Here is a 19,762-nt window from a genome sequence, read left to right on the forward strand (position 1 = left end):
GTGCCACGCCTGCCCCCTCGGGACGGCGCCTTACTTGCGCAGTGCGGGATGATCCGCCCGAGGCCTGTCCAGATAATAGCCCTGCACGAAATCGATGCCGTATTCCTGCAGCAAGCGCAGGGTTTGGGCATCTTCCACGAATTCGGCCACGGTTTGCTGGCCCATGCTGCGTGCCACTTCGATGATGGAGCGCACGAACACCTGATTGCCGTGTTCCTGCGGAAGATCGCGGATGAACATGCCGTCGATCTTCAGGACGCCAACCTTCAGGTGCTTGAGGTAGGCAAACGAGGCGAAACCGCTGCCGAAGTCGTCCAGGCACAGGGTGCAGCCGGTGTGCCGCAGCGCGTCGATAAAGCGCTCGGCCTCACACAGGTCGGAGATGGCGGCCGTCTCGGTCAACTCCAGCAGCAGCCGCTGCGCAGCCACCCCGTGCTCGGCCAGCAACGTAGCGATGAATCCGGGCAGATCGGGGTCGTCGAGCGAGCGACCGGAAATATTGACGGCCAGCGCGGGCAGCCCCGGATGCGCGGCCAGCAACGCAATACTTTCGCGCACCACCCAGCGGTCGATATCGAGGATCCTGCCGCTTTTTTCGGCGTGGAGGATGAATTGACCTGGGAGGATGCACTGCGTCGGGTCGGCTTCGTCCACCATTCGCAGCAGGGCTTCCAGGTGCGCCAGTTCGCCGGAGTCTGCGCGGTATACGCCCTGGAAGTGCAGACGTAACAGACTGCGCTCAAGCGCGCGGTCGATGCGCTCGTTCCAAGCCATGCGAGCCGCCATAGCCCGAACGGCGTCATGGTCGGGCCGGTAGATGCTCCAGCGGTTCTTGCCCAGGCGCTTGGCTTGGTACATGGCCATATCAGCGTGCGAGACCAATTCCTCGGCGCCTTGCCCGTGCTCCGGATAGTTCGCCACGCCCAGGCTGGTGGTCAGGCGCACGGTCCGGCCTTCGATTTCCAGTGTAGTGAGCGCCACGACGCGCACAATGCGCTCGGCCAGCGCCTGCACGCCTGCCGGCGTAGCACGAGGCATGAACACGGCGAACTCGTCGCCACCCAACCGGCAAAGAATGTCGGTGTCGCGCATCAGCGCACCGGCTTCGCCCGCCACGCGAACCAGCATCGCGTCTCCGGCCAGATGGCCGAACGTGTCGTTGACGTACTTGAACTCGTCCAGGTCGAACAGCAGCACGGCGCCATGCTGGTCCGCACCCGAATCGTCCTTGAGGAAACGCGCCAGTTCGTCCTCGAAGCGGCGGCGGTTGTAAAGCCCGGTGAGCGCGTCACGTTCGGCCTGAGTGACAAGCTGCTCGCGCCGCTGCGCCAACTCGGCCACCATGGTGTCGAAGGCCGCCGCCAGCCGACCCAGCTCATCAGGGCTGCCCAGCCCGATGGGCTGCGGCATACGTCCCTGACTCAGCGCGTCCACGGCATTTGTCAGCCTTAGCAAGGGGCGGGTTACCAGCGTATGAACACGCCTGCGCAGCAGCCACAGCAAGGGCAACAGGATCACCAAGCCGGTAACGAACATCGCCATCCAGCCCAGTTGCACCAGATGGTTGACGCGCGCCTGCGGCAGCACGTCGACCTGGAACCAGTCCGGTCCGCGGATGCGTGACCAGGCCACCCACTGGCTGCCGTCGGGCGTACGGCCCGCGCCAGTGTCGGTATGAGCGGCTAACACCATGTGCTGCACCTGCTCGAGCGCCGGATCTTGCAGCATGGAAATTCTCAGCTGGCCCTGCGCTTGGGCGATGCGCCGGCGCAACTGTGAGTAGGCAATCAGGTTGCCATGACCGTCCATGATGAGCTGCCGCACGGACGTGCCGTTATTGCTGTCCACCGAATCGATCAAGGTCTGGATGGCCACATCGTGTCCTACGGTACCTATCCAGCGCCCCCGCCAGTCCAGTGGCGCGATGACCGAAACCATCCACGTGTGGACCTGTTTGTCCAGGTACACCGGCGTCCAGAAGACCTGGCGCTTGGGATTGCGGCGCGGATCGGAACCCCGCATGGTGGGGTAGTCGGCGTTGCTGGCGTTCGCGTCTGCGTTGCCGCCCCAATTGATGCCGCGGGAATACACCATCAACCCGTTTTCCACGAAATCCATGTAGACCGAGAAGAATGGCGGCACCAACGCCGGACCCTGCTCGCGCAAGAGATCGTAGCTGACCACGGCACGCAGTTTTTCCGAATCGGATAGGCCATCGGGCCCATTGTGCAGGTACAGCGTGGGCGCATTGATCGGATCCACCTGATCGAAGCGCACGCGCCACAAGCCATCAGGATCGAGTTCGAACAAATTATCAAAACGCGCGATAGTGCCGGGCGCAGCGTTGTCCAGACGCTGTACCAGTTGCGTACGCAGCCGGCGTACGCTGGCCTCGGCCTGCACGAGCAGACCTTCGTTGGTTTGCGCCTTCAGTTGCGCCCACTGCTGGATGACCAACGGCACGACCCGATCAGCCGCTAGCCGCAACGCGGCAAATCCCAATATCGACAGCGCCAGAAGCAATGCCAGGAACAGCCCCCAAAGCGTCAGGGACAACCGGTGGATCAGCGAGGTATCGGGCGAGGCAGGCGGCAAGATTACCCTTTTATTCAGCCTGAAACGGCATGGCCACGAGTTTGTGCCAGCCCTGAATGTAGCTGAGCAGCGCCGTACTGATTGATTGCGCACGCGGCCCTAAAACCGGCTATTTTGATCAATTGCGGGTTACAATAGCTCTGCGGGGCCGATCCGGATTCGACGTGGATCAAGAAACAACTCAGCGCATGCCGAGCACCAGTAAGCTCGTAAAACCACTGGAAACAAACTAAACGCCAACGACGAGCGTTTCGCTCTCGCCGCGTAAGCGGTGAGCCGCTGCACCGATCTGTCCTTGGGTCGGGCGGAGAGGGGGCAACCCTTCTAAGGATTCTTGCATAGGGCCATAACCCCCGAAGCAAGCTCATCCTGAACCGCAGCAGCGTCATTTACAGGGAATCGGTTTGCGCTGGGGTCACACGGCGCCCGCTTAAATTACGTGAATCGCCCTGGTCCGGCCTGTCGTCCGGCTAAGTCCAGGGTTAAATCCAAATAGGCCGACTACGCATGTAGAACTGATTGTGGACGGTTTACGGACGCGGGTTCAATTCCCGCCGGCTCCACCAAAAACCCGTATCAATGAGTCTAAATTAGACTAAAAAGCCTTAGAGATCAAAGCTCTAAGGCTTTTTTTTGCCCTAAACAGTCTAAATCAGTATTGAACCGCCCCGGGTTTTGCGGAGGCTCTAACTCTTGAGAGAATAGAGCCATGAGCAAGAGCAATACGAGCAAGTTTTCCCCGGAAGTGCGTGAACGGGCGGTGCGCCTGGTGCAGGAGCACCGTGCGGACTACCCATCGCTGTGGCTGGCGGTCGAGTCGATCGCGCCGAAGATTGGCTGTTCATCGCAGACCCTGCTGACCTGGGTCAAGCGCCAGGAGATCGACAATGGCAAGCGCGAAGGGCTGACAAGCAGCGAATGACCCTGCCTCGATTTCACGTACATCAAGAAGTTGTTAACTTCAAAGGTACGGAGAATCGAGATGAAAGAAGGCAGGCTGCCCAAGAGGCAGTACACAGAGCAATTCAAGGCAGAGGCTGTCAGGCTCGCGGCCTCGGTGGGCGGGCACGAAGCGGCACGGCGCCTTGGCGTGCCGGTGGCCACGCTGGGAAACTGGTCAAGGCGGAGCGTTGCCTCGGCCAGCACCGGCGTAGGGGCAGTCGCGGGGGAGGCGCCTACCCGTCGCCCCATCAGTGAGTTGGAGGCGGAGAACAGCCGCCTGCGCCGGGAATTGGCCGAAGCGAAGCTGGATGTAGAAATCCTGCGAAAAGCGACGGCGTACTTCGCCAAAGTGTCGCGATGAAGTACGCCTGGATCGACAAACATCGCGACCAGTACCCTGTTAGCCGGTTGTGCCGCGTGCTGGGTGTCTCGCGCAGCGGCTACTGCCAATGGCGCGTGCGCCCGCCCAGCAAGAGGGCGTTGGCCAATCAGGCCCTGGATGCCAAGGTGGCCGCTCTCCACCAGGCCAGCCGCCGCAGCTACGGACGTCCTCGAATCGTGCAAAGACTGCGCCAGCAGGGCCAGATCGTCGGTGCCGAGCGGGTTCGCAAAAGCCTGCGGCGCCAAGGGCTGCGGCCGGTGTACAGAAGGCCGTTCGTGGTGACTACCGACTCGGCCCACCGCCTGCCGGTGGCGCCGAACCTGCTGGATCGACGTTTCGATGGCTGGCAGCCCGACCAAGCCTGGGTGGCCGACATCACGTATGTGCCCACCGGCGAGGGCTGGCTGTATCTTGCGGCAGTGATGGACTTGGCAGGCCGGCGGATCGTGGGGTGGTCGATGTCCGAGGCCATCGATGCGGGCTTGGTATGCGCCGCGCTGCAATCGGCCTGGTGGCAACGCAAGCCCGAAAAGGGTCTGCTCGTACATACCGATCGCGGATCGCAGTATGCCAGCGGGCGCTACCGAGCGTTGGCGGCCGGCCTGGGCATCACGATGTCTATGAGCCGCAGGGCCAATGCTTGGGACAACGCACCGATGGAGAGTTTCTTCAAGACGCTGAAGGTCGAACGTGTCTACCAGGTACGCTACGAAACGCGGGCGCAGGCGCGGCTAGACATCGTCGACTGGATCGAGGGCTGGTACAACCGCCAGCGCCTGCACTCGGCCAACGGCTTCCTCGCCCCTGTCGCATGGGAGAATGCCCGTTCGGCTGCATGACTTGATGTACGTGGAAACGAGACAGGGTCACCCAAGATGTATTCGCGCAGCTCCATGTCGTCGCCCAATAGTTCGCGGGCTTGCTCCCATGCATCCTGCACTTGCGGCGTTGCTGGATTGCGGCCAATGAAGTCTCGGCCAATCTGAGGAAATTTTCCCAGCAAATCCGGCAGCACGTCATAGGCTTGATTGAGCAGACGCTGCGCGGCGGCATATGCGCCATTTTCAATCAGATACGCCAGTTCTTCATCAACCCTACGCTCGTAGGCTTCGCGCAGCACAACACGCATGAACTACACCCGCGCCTTGTGCGCGGCGATGGCTGCGTCCAGTTTTTTTTGACCGCGCGCCTTGGCCTGCTCCGGGTCGATGCCGGGCTTGCCCGCACGAATGTCCCGCATGCCACCAATCGCATCGTGCAATAGGCTTGCATGAAAACCGGCCTGGGCCTGTTTTTCACGCTCTAGCTCGTGGTAATAGTCGAGCTTGCGTGCATCCACCAAGGCCACATAGCTTTCGCCATTGCGCGTAATGATTTTTTCGCTACCAGCGCGAACCTCATCCGCCAAGGCCGTCAGGTTGGTGCGCGCTTTGTTGAAAGGAACGATGTCCTGGGAAGTGATGGGCATGACCATCTCCAAGCAGAAATATATACAAAAACGTTAACGTATTTGTATATATAAATCAAGATGCCATGTGCAACTGACTCGGTACGTCGTGCCTCTTCGTAGACATCGTGTTTCCAGGTCAGATTGCGGAAGTTTCCTACCAACGAACCGTTTACACAAAATTCTGCACACACTCCCAGTCCTGGTGAAAGTCTGTCTCAGCGAGGACTTGCTCGAGCTGGTAATCGCCAACGCGCCGGCTCTGCTGCGGCGGTCGGATGCCGATGGTCTCCAGAGCCCGGTTCAGCGACGTCGCCAGATCACGGTCAATTGGCTGCGCGCTGGCAACCGGGGCTGTTTCGTCAAACAGCTTGTTTGCTATGTCGGCCCGCAGATGGACATTTTCCCGGGCAGGACCTGCGAGCTTGCACCGTTGCGCCGGGTCGGACAGGAAGACCAGGGACTGGATGTAGGGCGTGCGACGTTTCTGAACAGTCAACTGCTTTCGCAGCAGCGATGCGAGCTTTTTTGCCTTGCGGTTCGTGAGCAGCAAGGGGTTGTCGTCAAAGTATTCGCGCGCTCCGTCTCGCCAGATCCAGGTGCGGGAGTCGCCACTGACCTCCCCGGGGCGGCTCTTGATTTCAACGAGGAAGATGCCGTAACGGGAAACGATCAGCAAATCGACTTCATTAATGCTCCCGTCATCGGCAACAAACTCGAAGTTGCTGTAGGCGCGAAAAGGCTCGCGGTTTGGCAGCGCGCGCCGCACAAAGTCGAGAGCGTCCTGCTCCCACGGAAATTGGGATGGCGAAATCGTCTTCCAGCGCCCACTCATCGGGGACCTCCGTCCGTGGTGACGCAGCAAGTCCGATGATGATCGGATGCACCCGACCTTCCTCTATTGTTTGGTGGAGGATTCATATCAGTCGCAGTCCTGTTCTGGCTCAACGGGCTCTGGGCTTTCGTAGCCGGGTGCCAGTACAGCGCTTCGGACGCCATACAGCGCCAGGTGATTTCTGAGCCAGAGCCTGTGCTCAGGGCTGTTCAATTTATGGGTCGGTGAGCAGTCCACGCTCCATTTACGCAAGATGTAACCGGCCATGGCAGCGCGCAGCTTCATCTTCAACATGCCCCGCTCCATACCGTAGTCCATCTCGGAGATTTCAGGGTGCGGCTGGTCAGGGTGTGGAACCAGATCCAGCTCCAGAATTCGGGTCCACTGGATGTCCTGGTCATTGACTTCGTGAGAAGCCACCGGCATCCCCTTGAGCACCATTGGCTGCTTGATGCGGGTGATGACGAAATCTCTGAACTCTTGAGACTTGCGATCGAAGGCACGGACATGCCAGCGCAGGCCGTTGTCGATCAGGGCGAAAGGAACGATCTCGCGATCCGACCGCCCGCTAGAGATTGAGTGGTACTCGATGCCAAGCGGACACCCCTGATGGATCGCCCGGGTCACCCTTGCCAGCACATCCAGATCCGGATGCGTAAGCCGTGACGGGCTTTCGCTGGCCACCCATGCCTTGAGCCGCATCGGCTCGCCGTCTCCAAAGCCCTGCGTCAGCCAAGACAGCGCCCGCTCCGCAGGAAAGTCGAAGATTGGGCGGAAGTCGGGCCCCAGGACGTAGGCCTTGCCTTTTGGGTCGTAGTCGATGTTGCCCGGAGATAATTCCTTGTAGAGCGCCAAATCCCGGGTTGCCGCTGCGGACTGGATGCCAAACCGCGCAACCAGGTCCTGCCGACGGATCTCCCCCACGAAGCGCACACGCAGCTCAATGAACGCGAGCCGGTCGCGCTGAGGCTGGGTTAGTTCTGCAAGTTGGTCTTTGGGCATTCCTGAGTGCTCTATCGGGTTAACGAATGCTTGTGCGGATTGTTGTATTAAGTATATAAGCCGCTTTAAAATGTGACAATACAATGTTTTTAATTCTTGTATACGTCGTACTATGATTACCGTATGATGGGCAATGCCCGCACTTTGGAGCATGGGAGTGAAAGCAGACAAAGCCATCGCAACCTACCGGCGCATGCGGGCGCAGCCGCCGTGGCGTCTGCTTGCCTCGACTACCGGGCCTACCGTCATTGGCCTGCTTCAATCTCATCTGTATGAGGGCGAGCGAAGCCTCCCTGCCTCCATTTTTCACGAACGCATCGCAAGAGATCTGGAAGAGCTGCGCGCCCAAGGTGAAGACTTTCCTCAAACGGCGCAGGCGTATGTCGCCAGCTGGCTCGCCGATGGGTTCCTGGAGCGACGCTTCCCGGCTGGGGCTTCAGAGGAGGAATATGAACTCTCCACGGCGGCCGTCGAAGCCATTCGGTTTGTATCTGGACTGGCACAGCCGCACTCCGCTGCAACCGAAAGTCGCCTGACGCTCGTCATTGAAGCCTTGGCCCGACTTGCCGAGGACACCGACACTGACAAATTCCGCCGCATCGACCGGCTCATGGCCGAGCAAGCCCGCATCGACAAGGAGATTGACGCTATCCAGAAGGGGCAGATGCGCGTGCTGCCTCATACAATGGCGCTCGAGCGCACGCGGGAGATCATCATGCTGGCCGACGATCTGGCCGGTGATTTCCGCCGTGTCCGCGATCAGTTCGACCAGCTCAATCGCGATCTCCGTGAACGCATCATGGACAACGATGGCAATCGTGGAGATGTGCTGGATTCGCTGTTCGCCGGAATAGACCTGATTTCAGAGAGCGACGCCGGAAGGACTTTCTCCGCTTTCTGGCGATTGCTTACGGACCCAGAACAGGCGGCCACGCTCGACCAGGCGCTCGATAACGTCATGTCGCGGGAGTTCGTGGGGCAGCTCGAAGCCAAGGAAAGACGATTCCTACTGCGGCTAACGCGCACCCTTCTTGAGCAGGGCGGCATGGTTCACGAGGTGCTCCAGACTTTCGCGCGCAGCCTGAAGCACTTCGTCCAGAGTCGTGAATACCTCGAGCAACGCCGACTCAACCACCTACTGAAAGACGCCCAGCGCGCAGCACTGGCCCTGAAGAACGAGGTCAGGGCCACAGAAACCCTCCAGTACACGCTTGAGCTCACGAGCAGTCGATTGCGCTCCTTGTCCCAATGGGTGCTGCACGACCCATCACTACAAGCATTACCCGGGCAGATGGCAGAAGGGGATGCGCCGCCAATCGACCTGGAGTCTGTGAGCGAACTGGTCGCACAGTCGGAAATCGACTTCCGAACACTGAAGGCCAACGTGTTGGCAGTCCTGGATCAGCGCTCTCAGGCATCGATTGCCGACGTGCTGGAGCAGTTCCCCGCTGCACAGGGGTTGGGCAGCGTCGTCGGCCTGCTTGCGTTGGGCAGTCGGCATGGGTTCAAGGCCGCCCACAGTGAAACCGTAGGCTGGGTTGGAGGCGACGACGAGCGTCGTAGCGCCCGAATTCCAAAGATCTTCTTTTTGAGGGAGCGGGCCAATGAACTGGTCTGAGAACGACGAAGCGGCAATGCCAGCCGAAGCACAAGCACCAGATGCTGCTCAGGCACCCGCCAACACCCTGTTCATGGGCGACACCGGCGAGTTGCCGCTGGATACCCGGCGCGCCCTGGTGCAGCTACTGGCAGGGCCATCGCTCGACAGACGTCGACATCCAAAACTCTGGCCGATCTTGGTACGAGACGAAGCGGTGATCCGTCGGCGCCTTGCCGAGCTGTTTCTCGAACTGGTTATCGACAGAGACGTACAAGTGGCTTTCACGCGCCAGGCAGATACCGGCGACCTTGAGGTGCCTCTCCTGTTGCGTCGCGCCCAGCTTACGTTCATTGACTCCATTCTGCTGCTTCACCTTCGCCAACGACTGACCCAGGCGGACTCGCAGGGCGACCGTGCCGTGGTGTCGACAGACGAGATCACAGAGTTTCTCTCCCTCTACGAGCGCGCCGCCAATACCGACCGTGCAGGGTTCGTGAAACGAGTTCACGCCTCCATTGAGAAGATTAAGAAGCACAGCATCCTGCAGAAGATTCGCTCGAGCGAGGATCGCTTCGAGATTTCGCCGACGCTGAAGCTCCTCTTCTCGGCGGAGGAAATACAAGCGCTGACGCACCTGTATCAGCGCATGGCGGCCGGAGAGACACCAGCGCAATTGGTTCAGACTGAAGCTGATGAGGAGGCCGACCAATGATCCCGAAACCCCAAACCGCCTCTTTGTTTGCCCGCGAGCAGTTCCGGATGACCCGCCTGCAGGTTTACAACTGGGGGACTTTCTCCGGCCTGCACGACGTGCCGATCAGCGAGCGAGGCTTTCTGTTTGTAGGTCGATCCGGCGCTGGGAAGTCAACGCTTCTCGATGCATTTTCGGCATTGCTGACGCCACCTCGCTGGATCGATTTCAACGCGGCTGCGCGCGAGGCGGACCGCAGTGGCCGTGACCGGAACCTCGTCACCTACATACGTGGTGCGTGGGCTGAACAGAAGGATGGGGAGTCGGGAGAAATCGCAACTCGCTACCTGCGCGCGGGGACGACCTGGTCTGCCTTGGCGCTGACCTACCAGAATGCGTTGGGTCAGTCTGTGGTGCTGGTTCAGGTGTTCTGGCTGCGAGGCAATGCGAACGGCAACGCCGACGTCAAACGCCACCACCTCGTCATGGAGCGGGCCTTTGACCTGCGCGAGCTCGAGGACTTCGGCCAATCCAACTTCGACATCCGTAAGCTCAAGCAGTCCTTCCCGGAGGCATTCGCCCGCGACGAATTTCGTCCCTATTGCGAACGGTTCTGTCGCCTGCTTGGCATCGAGAGCGAAATGGCGCTGCGTTTGCTGCACAAAACCCAGTCGGCCAAGAATCTCGGCGACCTCAATACCTTCCTGCGCGACTTCATGCTCGACAAGCCCGAGACCTTCGAGGTGGCGGATCGCTTGGTCAGCGAATTCGGCGAACTCAGTGCGGCCCACCAGGCAGTCGTCACGGCCCGCGAGCAGGTTCAAACGCTCGCGCCAGCGCGGGACCAGCACATCCGTAGGGACTCGTTGATGCTGCAGCGCAATGGCTTGGATGAGCTTCGACTGGGCGTGGACGGCTACCGAGAGACCCGCCGCATTGATCTGCTCAAGCAGCATGTCGAATCCCTGCAGGTGCAAGCGAGTGGCACTGAAGGCGAAGTCAGTCGACGTCAAAGCACTCTGGATAACCATTCCACGACCTTGCGCGATCTGGAGCGACAGCACCGTGAAGCAGGCGGTGATCAGATCGAGCAATGGGAAGCCGAGAAATTGGGGCTGGAGGGTCAGCGCACAGATCGCCTGCGCAAACGCGGTCAGGCCGAAGATGCGTGCAAGAAGCTGGGCTGGAGTCTCCCGGATTCGCCTCAATCTTTCGCTGAGCTGTTGGGCAGCGCGCGGCAGGAAGTCGAAAACTGGGAGCAGCGCAGCAACGATAGCCGCGCCGAGCAGTTCCGCCTGGACAGAGAAAAGAAGGATGCCGAGACCGCGTTTTCGCAAGCACTGAAAGAGGTGCAGGCACTTCAGCGCCAGCCATCGAACATTCCGGCGGACATGCTGGAAATGCGTCGAGACATCGCTGCCGCCATCGGAATCTCGGAGTCGGCGCTTCCCTTTGTTGGCGAACTCGTCGAGGTGAAGCCTGACGAGGCCGAATGGCAGGGAGCCATCGAGCGCGTACTGCACGGATTTGCGCTCTCACTCCTGGTAGACGAACGCCAGTATTCGGCATTGGCCAATCACATCAACACCACCCACCTTGGGCAGCGCTTGGTGTATTACCGGACTGGCCGCCCGGAGACGTGGCAGGCCAAGCCCATTGGTGCCAATTCGCTCGTCCTCAAGCTGAACGTCAAGGAGGGGACGTATGCCGATTGGCTCCAGGCCGAACTACGGCAACGCTTCGATTACGCGTGCGTCGACTCTATTCAGTCCTTCAGGAGCGCAGATCGAGCCATCACCCGTGAAGGCCAGGTCAAGCACAGCAAAACCCGGCACGAAAAAGACGACCGTAGAAGTGTCGGCGACCGACGAAACTGGGTGCTCGGATTCGATAACCGGGAGAAGCTCGAGCTCTTTCAAGCTCAGGCGCAGGAACTGGCTGACACCATTTCTCGCCTCGGCGGGGAGATCGACAAACTCTCCGACCAAGACAAGAATCGTGCGACCCGAGCGATACAGTGCCAAACCCTGGTGAATCTCCAGTGGCAAGAAATAGATCTGCTCCCATTGCTGGATCGCATTTCCACCATTGAGCGACAGATCCGCGAAGCGCGGGAAGGCAATACAGCCCTACTGCAAATCAGTCAACGGATCGACAAGCAAAAGGACCTGGTTGAGCAGGCTGACAAGGATCTCCGCGAAGCCAAGGTCGCGCATGACTCAGTTCTCAAGCAGATCAAAGACAGCACGCAAAAGCTCGAATCCCTCCTTCAAGATGCTTCCAGAGTTTCATTGACCCCCCACCAGATCAAGGGGCTCGACGAACGATTCACCCAGCAGTCAGACGTGATCAGGCTCGAAAGCCTCGACAAGGTAACAACTGCTGTTGAGAGAGGGCTCAACACAGAAATCAGTGAGATCAAAGATAAGATCGCCGAGTGCGAGAAAGAAATAGAAGCACGCTTTGCCGATTTCAAACGGCAATGGCCGATGGACGCGGGCGATATGGACACGAGCCTTGCCAGCGCGCCAGACTTCTTCGCCAAACTGGTTCGGCTGGAGACGGATGGTCTGCCCGCCTATGAGCAGCGGTTCTTTGAATTGCTGCAGAACCAAAGTCACCAGAATCTGGCGGCGCTTTCCACCTACCTGAACGATGCGCGTAAGGCGATCCTGGAACGGATGGATCTGGTCAACGACAGCCTTGGCCAGGTGCCCTTCAACCAGAGCGCCAATCAACGCACTTATCTCCACATCGACGCCAGTGACCGGCAGCTTGTCGACGTCAAGGAGTTCAAGCAGGAGATCCAGCAGGCGCTGAGCCATGCATGGACGGAGGATCGCGAGTTTGCCGAGGCACGGTTTCTGGCCTTGCGACGACTTGTTGATCGACTCGCCAGTCAGGACCCCGAGCAAAAGCGCTGGCGTGAGACTGTGCTCGATGTTCGACAGCATGTCGAGTTCATCGGACGGGAAATCGATGAAAGCGGTGTCGAGATCGAGATCTACCGCAGCGGAGCAGGCAAGTCTGGCGGCCAACGGCAGAAGCTAGCCACCACGTGCTTGGCCGCAGCCCTGCGATATCAACTGGGCGGGAACGACCACGGCGTGCCGATGTACGCGCCCGTCGTGCTGGATGAAGCCTTCGACAAGGCGGATAATGAGTTCACCGCTTTGGCGATGAACATCTTTACCAATTTCGGATTCCAGATGGTGGTCGCTACGCCGTTGAAGTCAGTCATGACCCTTGAACCATTCATCGGTGGTGCCTGTTTCGTGGATATCAGCGATCGGCGAGTCTCAGGCGTCCTGCTGATCGAGTACGACGGTGATCGTCAGCGGTTGAAGCTGCCAGAGCACGCACGAGAGGAGGCTAGCGTTGAAGCTTCCTGAAGATGTTCGGCAGCTTCTTGCCCGTCGCTTTCAAAGCAAGCACCGCGAATGGTTGATCGGTGATCCGGGCGAGGTCCAATGGCCGCTGGAAGTTCCGCTCGGCATTCCGACGGAGCAGGCTGCACTGAGACAAGTCGACGGCGTTCGTGCTTGGGTGAGCGCATGGCAAGGCTGGCAAGGGGTCGGCACACTATCTTGGTGTGAGCGGCGATGGAAAGCGCTTGGCGTTCAGCGACTGCCAGAGAAACTGGCGTTACGAGGCCCTGAAGATGTTGCCCTGTGGATCGGTGCATCCGCACGGTGGGTTCGCGCCCTGTCTCGGTATCAGACGCTCACTGCTCTCTGGCCGGTACTTGCGCAGCAGTTGCCGAGATATTTTGATGTCCTCGCTGACTACCGCGATGCCGATTTCCATCGACTGGCAGAGATGTTGGATTGGATCAATCGCAATCCGAAATCGAATCTCTACCCACGACAAATTCCGGTTGCCGGTGCCGACAGCAAATGGCTGGATTCTCGAAAGGGCATCATCTCTGACTTGATTGCAACGCTCCAGGGTGACCCAACAGGAGAGCGCGACTTCTTCTGGCGCTGCGGCTTGAGGGCACAGCCGCAGTTATTGCGCATGCGCGTTCTAGACCCGGAGTTAAGAACCCGTTTGGGCGGTCTTGGCGATATCTCCGCTCCCTGTGAGGAGTTCGCAAGCATTGGTGTACGACCAAAGCATGTCTTCGTTGTTGAGAACCTTCAAACTGGCCTTGCTTTTGATGATCTACCAGGGGCAGTTGTGATCATGCGACTAGGCTACGCGGTTGACGTTTTGGGACAGCTTCCATGGCTACAACAGGCGCAATGTATCTACTGGGGTGACATCGATACTCATGGCTTTGCCATTCTTAATCGAGCCAGAACATACATCCCAAGCCTGAAGGCCGTGCTGATGGATGAGTCAACGCTGATGAGTCATCGCGATTTATGGGTCGAGGAGAAAGACCAGCACTCTTCCACAGAACTCCCACTACTCACCAATACCGAACAAAGGCTCTACCAGTCGATTAAAGGAAATGCCTGGGACCAACAAGTCCGCCTCGAACAGGAGCGGATACGCTGGGATGTGGCGTGGAATGCCATACAGGAAAGTATTCGATGATCCAGGATCAGGGAGGTCAGTGGTGAGTGGAAATCGATGGGACCAGTCGGGTGTACCCCACAAGGGATGGCACTGCGTTGACGTGGTCGACCTGCGGGCCGACGGTCGCGTCCGCAGGCGAGACCGACTCCGCGACCTGCCAAATGTGCGGCAACGAGAAGATCCGCTACGTCCACATCATGGAGCATCCAGATCTGGACGAGAGCTTCGACGTAGGGTGCGTCTGCGCCGAGAAGATGAGCGGCGACTACGAGGGGCCGAAACGGCGTGAGGCTAAGTTGCGCAACCGCGCAGCACGCCGGACCCGATGGCTGCAGCGCAAGTGGCGGGTGTCCCCAAGGGGAACAGCTTTCTGAACGTCGATGGGCACAACCTCGGCGTCCACATGAACAAGTTTAAGCGCTGGGGCTACCGGATCGGCAGCCGGTTCAGCACCAAGACCTACACAACCAAGGACGAAGCCAAGCTGGCCCTTTTCGATGACTTCTGGGCCGCGACCCAGGATGACGACCGGCTGTGGGCTTCGGACTGATTCCAGCAGGCTGGCGGACCAGTCGTAGACCAGGACACATCAAACAATGAAAACAGACTTGATCGAAAAGTACGAGCCGATTCTTTGTGGGCTTATGCCTCCGGTAGTGCGCGATCTGCGCCTGTTGATGGATGCAAGCGGCGACGTGAAGATCTATTACGCGCCATTCGAGTACATCAACCCCAGTGCGCGGATCGTTCTAGGGCCTGTTAACACAAAACACGAAGACCATCGACAACCAGCACGAAGCTGAGAAAGCCGAGGAACATCGCATCGAGTTTTTCGAAGCGAGAAAATATCCTCCGAAACCCTTTTAAGCGGCGAAACAAGCGCTCGACTTCGTTGCGGCGCTTGTACATCTCTCGGTCGTATTCCCAGGGTTCGATGCGGGTGCTGATCGGTGGGACCACTGGGATAAAACCGAGGTCCAGAGCGAGCTGACGCGTCTGGTTGCCTTCATAGGCCCGGTCCATCAGCAAGTGAATGGGACGACTCGTTGCGCCCAGGCTCGCGAGCAACCGCCTACCTTCTGGCGCATCGTGCGCCTGCCCGGGGGACAAGCCAAACGTTACGGCCGTTCGAGCATCCGCGGCAACCATATGAATCTTGGTGTTCCATCCGCCTCGGGACTTGCCGATAGCCTGGGGGCCGTTTTTTTTAGCGCACCTGTCCCATCGGGATGCACCTTGATGCTGGTGCTGTCCAGCGACACCGCCTCGATCTTGATGCGCACGACCTGCTCGCGCTGCAGTTGCTCGAACATCTTGTCCAGTACACCCGACTGGGTCCAGCGACGCATGCGCGTGTAGATCGTGTGCCAGTTGCCGAACCGCTTTGGCAGGCCCCGCCACTTGCAGCCATGTTCTGCAACGTACAGCATCGCGTTGACCACTTGCAAATTGGTCATGCTGACGTTGCCTCGCTGCTTGGGCAGACAATGTTCGACAAGGGCAAATTGCTCAGGTGTGATCTCCATGAACAACACTATCACGCATCCGAGGCATTAATTCAATTAGTGTTAACACGCCCTAGCCCGTGGTCTTACTTTCCCATCGGACAGGGAACACATCGGTACGGCCGCGGAAGAGCCGTCGGAAGATAGCGACCTTCTCGTCGGTGGACAGTCTCGATGGCTCGACGGGCGGTGCGGACGGCTGCTGCTGTGCCCGCCATTCGATGCCGTGCGATTCGAGCAGCGCGATCAGCCGGCCGTTCTCCGCGCGCAGCGTGGTGAACTCATCACTGTCCGCCATCAAATCCATGCTCGACCAGCAGGTCGTCCATGTCGTCACCAACGCCATAACCCAAGTTGTGGCCGAGGCTTCGGACAGCAGCGAGGCGACCCAACAATGCGTACCTGCGTCCCTCGGGCAAAGCGTCGATCAATTTCAACGCCTGCCCGAACATACGCACCAGGGCGTCGAAGTAGCCCTCGTCCTGCGAACCGACATCGTTGCTAAAGCCCGCCGCCCGCTCGCAGAAAAATACCATCAGCTCGGCCAGGCTCTCCGGCTGACCGATGGCCTTCTTGTAATCCGCGATGGCCTTTTTGGCCTTCGCGACCGAGGTGTCCTGATTCTTGAACACATCGGGCCAAAGCCAGCGGTCGATGGTTACCTTATACGGCTTCAGCACATCGTCGCCGAGCCCGAAGCGCGCGTGCAGGAACGCCTGGTTATCTTTGCTGGCGGCGTAGAGGTCCTGCAGCAGGCCGATCAAGCCCGAACGCTCGAAGTCGGCAAGCTTCTCCTTGACGTCGCTCCACCCCGGCGCTTTCTTTGCAGCCATGCTCACGTGTTCTCCAGCTTCAGCAGTTCCTTGGCGGCATCCTCCCGCGCCAGAACGCGGCCTCGTTCTGCCCGAGCGAATGGCGGTAAAAATCGGCGTCAATCCAGCAACGCTGGGATGCCGTCAAAAATACCGTCAAAAAGTAGCGCAGCATTCTTCGCTGATCACTTCGAAAGGTTTTTTACTGCAACAAAAAATCCATATCTTTCAATAGCTTAGAGTTTTCGAGAAGCACCATTGATATCGTGCTCACGTACATCAAAAATCGATATAAACCATTGATTTATATAGGAATTATACACACCCCTCACTCCCACTCGATCATCAACGAGTCATGCAAGTCCGCGTGGTTAAAGGGATTGGCTTTGATCGACATGAGCCTTTACCGTCGCTTTTACCGTCAGAAAAACACACCCTTTGCTGGCGCGGGTTTACGCGGCATCGGCTCATCATCAATCAGCTTCGATCATACCGAACAAGGGGCCGAACTTCAGCCTCTCACCTCGCACTGTGATTTCGCATACGAGAGTTTCTTCCGACCCATCACGCGATGCGATGCCGAACCCAAGTGGCAGCGTCTTCAACGGAAGACATGACCCGGCACGGGAAATCGCGCTCAATGGCCAAGTGCCGCTGCATCAGAAGCGTGTGCATAGGCCCGTCCGTCAAAAGAGCATCGCAGTAGCCTAACGCGGCGCCGGCATGATGAAAGTCGAACATGTCGTTGGCATTCAGTTTCTGCGTGCGGTTCCAGCGTAGCGCCGCATGCAACAGAGCACCAACTTGCAGCGTGCGCAGAGCCCGCCGACCGACTGGCTTCCGAACCGCTGCCCGTAACAAGCCGAGACACTGCCTCGTGATTCCTTCCCGCTCATCTGCTGAAGGTTGGATGCCAGGGCCAAGCGACTTCACGGCCATGTCGTGCAGCACCTCGGCGGCGATCGGAGCTGCGAGTTCCAGGACACCATTAATCTCGTCGCGATAGACCTGCGCGAAGCTCTTCATCGACGGAGCATGCGCCGCGTTGTCACGATTCAGCCGATCGGCGATGTCGACGAATGGCGAAGCGAGCGGCCAAGCGTCTCCGATGGTCCCAACCATCGTCGATAAAGAAACCTCCCAGAAGTGGTCGAAGAACGCCTTCTGAATGACGAGCCGCTCATCCTCTGGGAAGGCTGTGGCCACCGGATGCTGGACACCCAGGATGTACGGGACCTTGGTCCAGACCAAGTGTTCCAATGGATGAACGCTGTGCCCAACATTCGCGTGGAGGAAATGCGCCACCTCCGTCGCCACGCGCGTCGGTTCGGGGCTAAGCGTGATACCGCAGCTCAGCTCGTCAATCAGTTCGGCCGTTGCACCCCGGGTTACTGGGTCCGACTGCTTCATTAGTTCAAGAAACAGTGCATCGCTGATGGGACACACCAACTGCCCATTGGAGACACCCGCTACGAGGGCATCCAACAGATCCGCCGCGCCCGGTGGACTCGACGCGAGCGTGCGTGCGGCGCGCAGGTGAATCCAGAAGCACTTGTCGAGATAGATACGATCCCGCGCAGCGACCCACTCGCCGAGTTCGATCACGCGGCGTCGCTCGTACTCATCGACCGTGATCTGTGGCGTAGAAAGATGGAACGCAAATCGGTCGGCAATGCGAGGAGAAGTCACTGGGTTTCGTGTCCATTGTTAAGGTCCAACGGGCTTCGGGGCAGGCCGACTTGTGTTGAGGAATCTCCCCTACCCCAACCGTGCGGCCAGCGTATCTGCTTGCTCGGCAAACTTCTTCGCATCGGTCTTCTGCAACTGCGCCAGGTTGTGCAGCTTCCAACGGATGCCCGGCAGGTGTTCGAGGTGCGCGATGCCGAGCAACGACCACTGCGGTGTGCCGGCAGCCAGCGACAGCAGGAAGCGTCTTTCGTTCTCGTCCAAGCCCTGCTGGATTTCGCGCACCATACGTTCTCGCGCGGCGAGCAGCGCATCGAGCGGCACCGGCTCGGCCGTCATGCCTTGAAAGTTGTGCTCGTAGTCGTGCCGGATGTCCCGCAATGGTGTGAACAGCACTTCATGGATCGGCCGGTTGCTGCTGGACAGATAGACCACGAAGGCGCGCCGGATGCCGGGCGTGATGCCCTCGTGTGCAAAGAGCTGCATCACGTCGAACAGGTCGCGCGGGTGCTGCCGATCCAACGCCGCAACCAGCTTGCCGCCGTACACGTCCTCCAACGACACCACCGGGATGTCCAGATCGGCCATCAGCACGTCGCGCGCGGTCGGCGTGAGTGACGCGTGACGCACCGGCTGCACCGTGCCACGCATGACGAAGTTGACTTCGACCTTGACCTGGATCGAGCCACGGCGCACCAGCAGCTTCGTCTCCCCTGCTGCCGCCGCCGGCGTGTGTGTCTGGAACCCTCGCTTCTTCAGCCGCTCGGCGGCTTGCCTGACGGCCTCGTTGATGAGCGCCAGCGCCTCGTCACGCGGCGACGTGTGATCGGGAAAAACCAAATCGAGATCGACCGACAGACGCGGCATGTCGCGCACGAACAGATTGATTGCCGTGCCGCCCTTCAATGCGAAGGTGTCGTCCACGAACACCAGCGGCGCCACCTGCGTCAGCAGGCGCGCGGTATCGAGATAGGTCTGGTTCATGGCTTGAGTACCAAGAGGCCATCGGTCGAGCGAGACACCCAGGGCCGGTCGCTGCCCGTTGGCAGTGTGGCAGGATCAAGCTTGTCCACCCAAGGCAGCGATGCCTCGCGGCCGAGTTGCAGGCACAGCCGTACAGTCTTGATGTTCGTACAGTGCTGCAACAGCTCGCGCAGCACGTCGGCGCGCAGGCTGTACGCGCTTTCGACGAGTTCGCGGGCTTCCTGCAAGGGCTGGCGCACGCCAACTTCGCTCAACAGTTCCAGCAAGGCGCGCTCCGGCGCCGACACCTTCGGCGCTCCGCTGCGCTGCTCGAACGGGCCGACGTGCAGCAAGGCGTCCGGCTGTTCGTCGAACAGACGCTTGCGGTGGTACTCGGCCGGGAAGCGTTCGGTGAACCATTCCGGCAGACGCGCCGCCGTCCATCCATACAGATGCAGCACCGGCTGTTGCGACACGTACTGGCGCACGCCATACCAGTCGAGCGCCGACTTGCCGCCGACGTGCAAGCCCTCGAACCTACGCTGCAACAGCAGCAGGCTGGGATGCAGGGCCAAGGGATCGTTCGGGTGACCAAACACCCCGCGGGCCAGGCGCGTGAGCCAACCTGCCCGGACGTAGTGGACGGCCAGATCGGCAGAGATGCCCAGCGCCGCCAAGTCCTCAGAAGTCAGTGGCGTCCCCGGTGCCAGCCGGGTGTAGAGCGCATTTAGTTTGCTTGAGTTAGTCGTAGCCATACTACGACTTCTATAACTTTCCC

Annotated in this window: 16 protein-coding genes, 1 other RNA gene and 1 pseudogene; 8 read left to right on the top strand and 10 right to left on the bottom strand. The window is 59.5% G+C overall.

Annotated features, from left to right (window positions below; all coding sequences use genetic code 11):
• Positions 1-30 precede the first annotated feature (30 nt).
• Complete coding sequence (locus H143_RS21725) at positions 31-2,595, bottom strand: EAL domain-containing protein (RefSeq protein WP_019939506.1); 2,565 nt, start codon at positions 2,593-2,595, stop codon at positions 31-33.
• Positions 2,596-2,739: 144 nt separating this feature from the next.
• On the opposite strand from H143_RS21725, the gene ssrA reads away from it, so the two are divergent.
• The 3 genes and pseudogenes from ssrA (at position 2,740) to H143_RS0117220 (ending at position 4,758) form a co-directional block, all read left to right on the top strand.
• Positions 2,740-3,161: a transfer-messenger RNA gene (gene ssrA / locus H143_RS22165) on the top strand.
• Between the two features lie 143 nt (positions 3,162-3,304).
• A pseudogene (locus H143_RS20985) lies at positions 3,305-3,514 on the top strand (IS3 family transposase); the annotation flags it as partial.
• A 63-nt stretch (positions 3,515-3,577) separates the two neighbouring features.
• Positions 3,578-4,758 (top strand): IS3 family transposase gene (locus H143_RS0117220; RefSeq protein ID WP_155803331.1). Its coding sequence is split into 2 segments (ribosomal slippage): positions 3,578-3,866 and positions 3,866-4,758, totalling 1,182 coding nucleotides; the frame shifts between segments, so codons are not numbered across the junction.
• 293 nt (positions 4,759-5,051) lie between these two features.
• On the opposite strand, the gene H143_RS0117225 is transcribed toward H143_RS0117220, so the two are convergent.
• From H143_RS0117225 to H143_RS0117235, 3 genes are all read right to left on the bottom strand, one after another.
• Positions 5,052-5,387 (bottom strand): type II toxin-antitoxin system Phd/YefM family antitoxin, encoded by a 336-nt coding sequence (locus H143_RS0117225; protein WP_019939508.1) that lies wholly within the window; start codon positions 5,385-5,387, stop codon positions 5,052-5,054.
• A 151-nt stretch (positions 5,388-5,538) separates the two neighbouring features.
• The gene (locus H143_RS0117230) at positions 5,539-6,201 is read right to left on the bottom strand and encodes an NERD domain-containing protein (protein ID WP_019939509.1); all 663 of its coding nucleotides are present in this window, start codon (positions 6,199-6,201) and stop codon (positions 5,539-5,541) included.
• A gap of 87 nt (positions 6,202-6,288) precedes the next feature.
• Positions 6,289-7,203 (bottom strand): YafY family protein, encoded by a 915-nt coding sequence (locus H143_RS0117235; RefSeq protein WP_019939510.1) that lies wholly within the window; start codon positions 7,201-7,203, stop codon positions 6,289-6,291.
• 133 nt (positions 7,204-7,336) lie between these two features.
• On the opposite strand from H143_RS0117235, the gene H143_RS0117240 reads away from it, so the two are divergent.
• The 5 genes from H143_RS0117240 to H143_RS23035 all read left to right on the top strand — a co-directional run bounded on the left by H143_RS0117240 (position 7,337) and on the right by H143_RS23035 (position 14,568).
• Positions 7,337-8,821, top strand: coding sequence for a DUF3375 family protein (locus tag H143_RS0117240; RefSeq protein WP_019939511.1), 1,485 nt, complete (start codon positions 7,337-7,339; stop codon positions 8,819-8,821).
• The gene (locus H143_RS0117245) at positions 8,808-9,515 is read left to right on the top strand and encodes a DUF4194 domain-containing protein (RefSeq protein ID WP_019939512.1); all 708 of its coding nucleotides are present in this window, start codon (positions 8,808-8,810) and stop codon (positions 9,513-9,515) included. The genes H143_RS0117240 and H143_RS0117245 overlap by 14 nt, the downstream gene beginning before the upstream one ends.
• Complete coding sequence (locus tag H143_RS0117250) at positions 9,512-12,886, top strand: ATP-binding protein (protein ID WP_019939513.1); 3,375 nt, start codon at positions 9,512-9,514, stop codon at positions 12,884-12,886. The genes H143_RS0117245 and H143_RS0117250 overlap by 4 nt, the downstream gene beginning before the upstream one ends.
• Positions 12,873-14,036: a Wadjet anti-phage system protein JetD domain-containing protein gene (locus H143_RS0117255; RefSeq protein ID WP_019939514.1), complete on the top strand. Its 1,164-nt coding sequence runs from the start codon at positions 12,873-12,875 to the stop codon at positions 14,034-14,036. Before H143_RS0117250 ends, H143_RS0117255 begins: the two co-directional genes overlap by 14 nt.
• A gap of 385 nt (positions 14,037-14,421) precedes the next feature.
• Positions 14,422-14,568, top strand: coding sequence for a hypothetical protein (locus tag H143_RS23035; protein WP_019939516.1), 147 nt, complete (start codon positions 14,422-14,424; stop codon positions 14,566-14,568).
• A 209-nt stretch (positions 14,569-14,777) separates the two neighbouring features.
• On the opposite strand, the gene H143_RS22175 is transcribed toward H143_RS23035, so the two are convergent.
• The 6 genes from H143_RS22175 to H143_RS0117295 form a co-directional block, all read right to left on the bottom strand.
• Positions 14,778-15,544 (bottom strand): IS5 family transposase gene (locus H143_RS22175; protein ID WP_155803420.1). Its coding sequence is split into 2 segments (ribosomal slippage): positions 14,778-15,229 and positions 15,229-15,544, totalling 768 coding nucleotides; the frame shifts between segments, so codons are not numbered across the junction.
• A gap of 52 nt (positions 15,545-15,596) precedes the next feature.
• Positions 15,597-15,830, bottom strand: a complete 234-nt coding sequence (locus H143_RS0117275; protein ID WP_026350186.1) for a helicase — start codon at positions 15,828-15,830, stop codon at positions 15,597-15,599.
• Positions 15,808-16,356, bottom strand: a complete 549-nt coding sequence (locus tag H143_RS0117280; RefSeq protein ID WP_019939520.1) for a hypothetical protein — start codon at positions 16,354-16,356, stop codon at positions 15,808-15,810. Before H143_RS0117280 ends, H143_RS0117275 begins: the two co-directional genes overlap by 23 nt.
• Before the next feature lie 543 nt (positions 16,357-16,899).
• Positions 16,900-18,024, bottom strand: a complete 1,125-nt coding sequence (locus tag H143_RS0117285; RefSeq protein ID WP_155803421.1) for a hypothetical protein — start codon at positions 18,022-18,024, stop codon at positions 16,900-16,902.
• A 69-nt stretch (positions 18,025-18,093) separates the two neighbouring features.
• Complete coding sequence (locus tag H143_RS0117290; RefSeq protein ID WP_019939522.1) at positions 18,094-19,005, bottom strand: nucleotidyl transferase AbiEii/AbiGii toxin family protein; 912 nt, start codon at positions 19,003-19,005, stop codon at positions 18,094-18,096.
• On the bottom strand, positions 19,002-19,739 hold the full coding sequence (locus H143_RS0117295; protein ID WP_026350188.1) for a type IV toxin-antitoxin system AbiEi family antitoxin: 738 nt from the start codon (positions 19,737-19,739) through the stop codon (positions 19,002-19,004). The genes H143_RS0117290 and H143_RS0117295 overlap by 4 nt, the downstream gene beginning before the upstream one ends.
• Positions 19,740-19,762: the final 23 nt, after the last annotated feature.

This window comes from Bordetella sp. FB-8 (genome assembly GCF_000382185.1).
Lineage (GTDB): Bacteria > Pseudomonadota > Gammaproteobacteria > Burkholderiales > Burkholderiaceae_B > Bordetella.

Bases quoted from the DNA above. Each gene is read 5' to 3' on its own strand.
- H143_RS0117225 (WP_019939508.1), bottom strand. From the start codon at position 5,387: ATGCCCATCACTTCCCAGGACATCGTTCCTTTCAACAAAGCGCGCACC.
- H143_RS0117230 (WP_019939509.1), bottom strand. From the start codon at position 6,201: ATGAGTGGGCGCTGGAAGACGATTTCGCCATCCCAATTTCCGTGGGAG.
- H143_RS0117235 (WP_019939510.1), bottom strand. From the start codon at position 7,203: ATGCCCAAAGACCAACTTGCAGAACTAACCCAGCCTCAGCGCGACCGG.
- H143_RS0117240 (WP_019939511.1), top strand. From the start codon at position 7,337: ATGCCCGCACTTTGGAGCATGGGAGTGAAAGCAGACAAAGCCATCGCA.
- H143_RS0117245 (WP_019939512.1), top strand. From the start codon at position 8,808: ATGAACTGGTCTGAGAACGACGAAGCGGCAATGCCAGCCGAAGCACAA.
- H143_RS0117250 (WP_019939513.1), top strand. From the start codon at position 9,512: ATGATCCCGAAACCCCAAACCGCCTCTTTGTTTGCCCGCGAGCAGTTC.
- H143_RS23035 (WP_019939516.1), top strand. From the start codon at position 14,422: ATGAACAAGTTTAAGCGCTGGGGCTACCGGATCGGCAGCCGGTTCAGC.
- H143_RS0117275 (WP_026350186.1), bottom strand. From the start codon at position 15,830: ATGGATTTGATGGCGGACAGTGATGAGTTCACCACGCTGCGCGCGGAG.
- H143_RS0117280 (WP_019939520.1), bottom strand. From the start codon at position 16,356: ATGGCTGCAAAGAAAGCGCCGGGGTGGAGCGACGTCAAGGAGAAGCTT.
- H143_RS0117290 (WP_019939522.1), bottom strand. From the start codon at position 19,005: ATGAACCAGACCTATCTCGATACCGCGCGCCTGCTGACGCAGGTGGCG.
- H143_RS0117295 (WP_026350188.1), bottom strand. From the start codon at position 19,739: ATGGCTACGACTAACTCAAGCAAACTAAATGCGCTCTACACCCGGCTG.